Raw genomic sequence first — 3,169 nt, forward strand, 5'->3', positions numbered from 1 at the left:
GCAAATGGAGTCGTTAAAGTAATAGTTACTTCATTACCACTATAAGTAAGAGTTCCGGTCGTTAAAACTTTTTGTTGTTGCGAAACAGGAATCCATCCTGCTCCGGTTGTACTAACTACATTTTGAAAACTTGTTGCAGTTGTATGCCCAATCCAGACATCAACCTGCGCTGTATTACTTAAAGAAGTAATTGGGTTTTGCACATAAAACTTCAATTGCTGAATATTCATTGCAGGACCAATTTCGCTTGCTAAATAAATTTGCTGGGTCAAACTGTACCCGTAATAAATCGATATTGGAGTTGATAAACCAACATTAGAATCTACTCTTGTACCAGAGCCAATCGTCACTTGCTGACCATAAAAAAGAGATGCAGCTAATAAACCTAAAAATTGTAGTTTTCTTTTCATATTTTAATAAATTTAAAAATTAAACATAAAATTACAATTTTTTATATCATAAATTTAAAATAAAAATAAAAATAATATTTAATTCATAAATTAAACCTTAATATTTAGTATTTTAAATTTAAACCACTTAAAAAGCCTTTTAATTACTAGAAAAAACTGTTATATCTTTTGAAGATAAAAATTAAAACTTTTTAGAAACTATCTCAAAACTTTTTCAGAATCTAAACTCAAATTAAGCAACATCTGAAAAGCTTCTCCCATTTCATCTGAAGCTCTGTTTATCGCATTTTCAAGCATATTTCTTATTTGCAGCTCGGTAACTTTTGCTTCAGTCCAGCTTTTTCCTGAAGTATGAGAATTCAGAATAAAAGGCATAATTCTGTCGATGGCGCAGGCAAAAATTGCGTCGGGAGTCTGCTCTTCCTCAAATTCAAGCCAGAGATTAAAAAATTCAGAACGGATGGGTTCATCCAAAATTCCGAAAATATTCTGAGCAGACTGTTTTTCTCTTTCAAATTTTCCGATCATTGCGGCTTCGTCAAAAATGAAAGTATCACCGGCTTCAATTTCTACTAAATCGTGGATCGAAAGCATTCTGATTACTCTGAGCAAATCGATATCGGCTCTGTTTTTGGCATACGGAAAAAGAATTTGAGCCAAAATAATGATCTGCCAAGAATGCTCTGCGGTATTTTCCCTCCTGGAATCGTCTGCATTGTAATTTCTTCGCTGCACATTTTTCAGTGCATCTACTGCAAGGATAAAATCAATTTCTTTCTGTATTTTCATTTTCTTTAAAGTATCTTTCTCTGGGGTAAATTGTGGTTTTTGCAAACCATTTATAATCTATAAATTCTCTTTTTACGGTTTTCACTTTTTCAGGATCTCTTGTGTCTTCTTCAAATTCCAATACTTTCAAAAGTTCCCTTTCGGGAACAAATATATATTCTGAGGTAAGATTCCAGCAACATCCTTCTTTCAGATAAGTGACAATTCGACGACGTTCAGCGTCTGCTTTAAACATTCCTGAATTTGAACGGACGAGATTCGTCAATTCATCATTCAATATAAGCTGTTGTTTTGCCGCATCATTCAAATATACTTCATAAAAAGGATTTTCATATTTGCTGTTTCCGTTTCTGATAGCAATATCTTCAGCTCCATCAAAATTAAAATCGTCAAAAACAACCGAATTTTTCAATGAATCAAACTTTGGCTTTTGATTTTCGTTTAAATCTAAATAAAAATCATTTGAGAAAAAAGTCTGATATTTTTTCATTGTATTTTTATCGTAAAGGTCGACAGTTGTTTTCCCACTGCATTTATTTTCAAAACAAGCTTCTACGTTGACAACAACATTAAAGTTTTGGGAAACATTAGATAACTCGAAATAATTTTGCGCACTACAAAGCTCTCCTAAAAGAACAGAAATCATTAGAAATTTATTGCAATTCATGTGGTAAGTTTTTATAATTTTTCAAATTTTAAACCCGAAAAATCTATAACAAATATAAAAATTATGCTTAAAACATCAGTTCATTTCAGAAACTAAATGAAAGATTAAAATTTCGGGTAAAAATTATAATACTGATTTTCAATTAATTAAATAAACATTTAAAACAATTTTACTACTTTGTATTGCATAATACCATTTTAATTATATATCTTTGTAATGTAAAATCAGAATAGGTTCAACTAGCTAGGAACCAAAATCTGAAAATTTATATAACTAATTAACAAAACCTATTAAAGATGAATACCGAAAATACCAAAGCGCAAATGCGAAAAGGGATTCTGGAATTCTGTATTTTGAGCCTCATCAACCACAAAGAAATGTATGTTTCTGATCTGATTGATGAGCTGAAAAAAGGAAAACTGGATGTAGTGGAAGGAACCCTCTACCCTCTTTTAACAAGATTAAAAAACGGAGAATTTCTCTCTTACAGATGGGAAGAATCTACCGGAGGACCGCCCAGAAAATATTATCAGATTACAGAAAAAGGCAAAACGTTTTTATCTGAATTACAAAACACCTGGCAAGAATTAACAGATTCTGTAAACCAAATCACTCAAAAACTTTAAAAACAAAAGCTATGAACAAGACACTCTCAATAGGACTCGCAGGTTTTTCTTTTACGATAGAAGAACACGCATATATAAAGCTCAGCGACTATCTAAATGCCCTAAGAAACTCTATGGATGCTTCTGAAGCTGATGAGGTCATCCACGACATAGAGATCAGAATCGTAGAAATTTTCAGAGATTCTTTAGGAAAACGTGAAGTAATAAACGATACAGACGTTGAAAAAGTAATTGCCCAAATCGGTTCACCAGAAAAGATCGAAGAGCAGGAAGAAGCTTATTATTCTGAAAAAAATACAAGAACCAAAACCTCAGGAACAATCTACAGCGACAAAAAACAACTGTTCCGCGATCCTGAAAGCCAAAAAATTGCCGGAGTTTGCGCTGGTTTGGCTGCTTATTTCGGAATGGAGATTCTCTGGATGAGATTAATCTGGGTGGGTGCATTTTTGTTTCTTTGGGTTGCACCGGGATCATCTTTCCTTGTAATTATTCTTTATTTTATTCTTTGGGCAGTTTTACCAAAAGCTGAAACAGCTTCAGATTTTTTGAAAATGAAAGGAAAACCATTGAATTTTGATAATCTAAAGGAAGAGTCTAGCAAAATTGTACAATTTGCCAATGAAACGACAACAAGAGCGGGAGAAATCTATACAGAAAACAAACCTTACATCAAC

General features: G+C 32.6%; 4 protein-coding genes and 1 pseudogene. 2 read left to right on the forward strand and 3 right to left on the reverse strand.

The features are described 5' to 3' along the window. The 3 genes and pseudogenes from AB4Y90_RS16910 to AB4Y90_RS16920 form a co-directional block, all read right to left on the reverse strand. Positions 1-410 (reverse strand): annotated as a pseudogene (locus AB4Y90_RS16910) (hypothetical protein); the annotation flags it as partial. 198 nt (positions 411-608) lie between these two features. After that, the gene (locus AB4Y90_RS16915; RefSeq protein ID WP_441558737.1) at positions 609-1,199 is read right to left on the reverse strand and encodes an HD domain-containing protein; all 591 of its coding nucleotides are present in this window, start codon (positions 1,197-1,199) and stop codon (positions 609-611) included. After that, positions 1,177-1,866 carry an XAC2610-related protein gene (locus AB4Y90_RS16920; protein ID WP_441558738.1) on the reverse strand — a complete coding sequence of 230 codons (690 nt, stop codon included), beginning with the start codon at positions 1,864-1,866 and terminating at the stop codon, positions 1,177-1,179. Before AB4Y90_RS16920 ends, AB4Y90_RS16915 begins: the two co-directional genes overlap by 23 nt. Positions 1,867-2,162: 296 nt before the next feature. Between AB4Y90_RS16920 and AB4Y90_RS16925 the strand changes: the two genes are divergently transcribed. Together AB4Y90_RS16925 and AB4Y90_RS16930 are read left to right on the forward strand one after the other, a co-directional pair. Next, a complete protein-coding gene (locus AB4Y90_RS16925; protein ID WP_441558739.1) occupies positions 2,163-2,492 on the forward strand; it encodes a PadR family transcriptional regulator in 330 nt (109 codons plus the stop codon). 11 nt (positions 2,493-2,503) lie between these two features. Next, positions 2,504-3,169, forward strand: a 666-nt coding sequence (locus tag AB4Y90_RS16930) for a PspC domain-containing protein (protein WP_441558740.1), incomplete at its 3' end; no start/stop codon positions are given.

The organism is Chryseobacterium sp. 2TAF14 (assembly GCF_052115105.1).
Taxonomy (GTDB): domain Bacteria; phylum Bacteroidota; class Bacteroidia; order Flavobacteriales; family Weeksellaceae; genus Chryseobacterium.

Excerpts from the sequence above, each read along its gene's own strand:
- AB4Y90_RS16920 (WP_441558738.1), bottom strand. The coding sequence starts at position 1,866 with ATGAATTGCAATAAATTTCTAATGATTTCTGTTCTTTTAGGAGAGCTT.
- AB4Y90_RS16925 (WP_441558739.1), top strand. The coding sequence starts at position 2,163 with ATGAATACCGAAAATACCAAAGCGCAAATGCGAAAAGGGATTCTGGAA.
- AB4Y90_RS16915 (WP_441558737.1), bottom strand. The coding sequence starts at position 1,199 with ATGAAAATACAGAAAGAAATTGATTTTATCCTTGCAGTAGATGCACTG.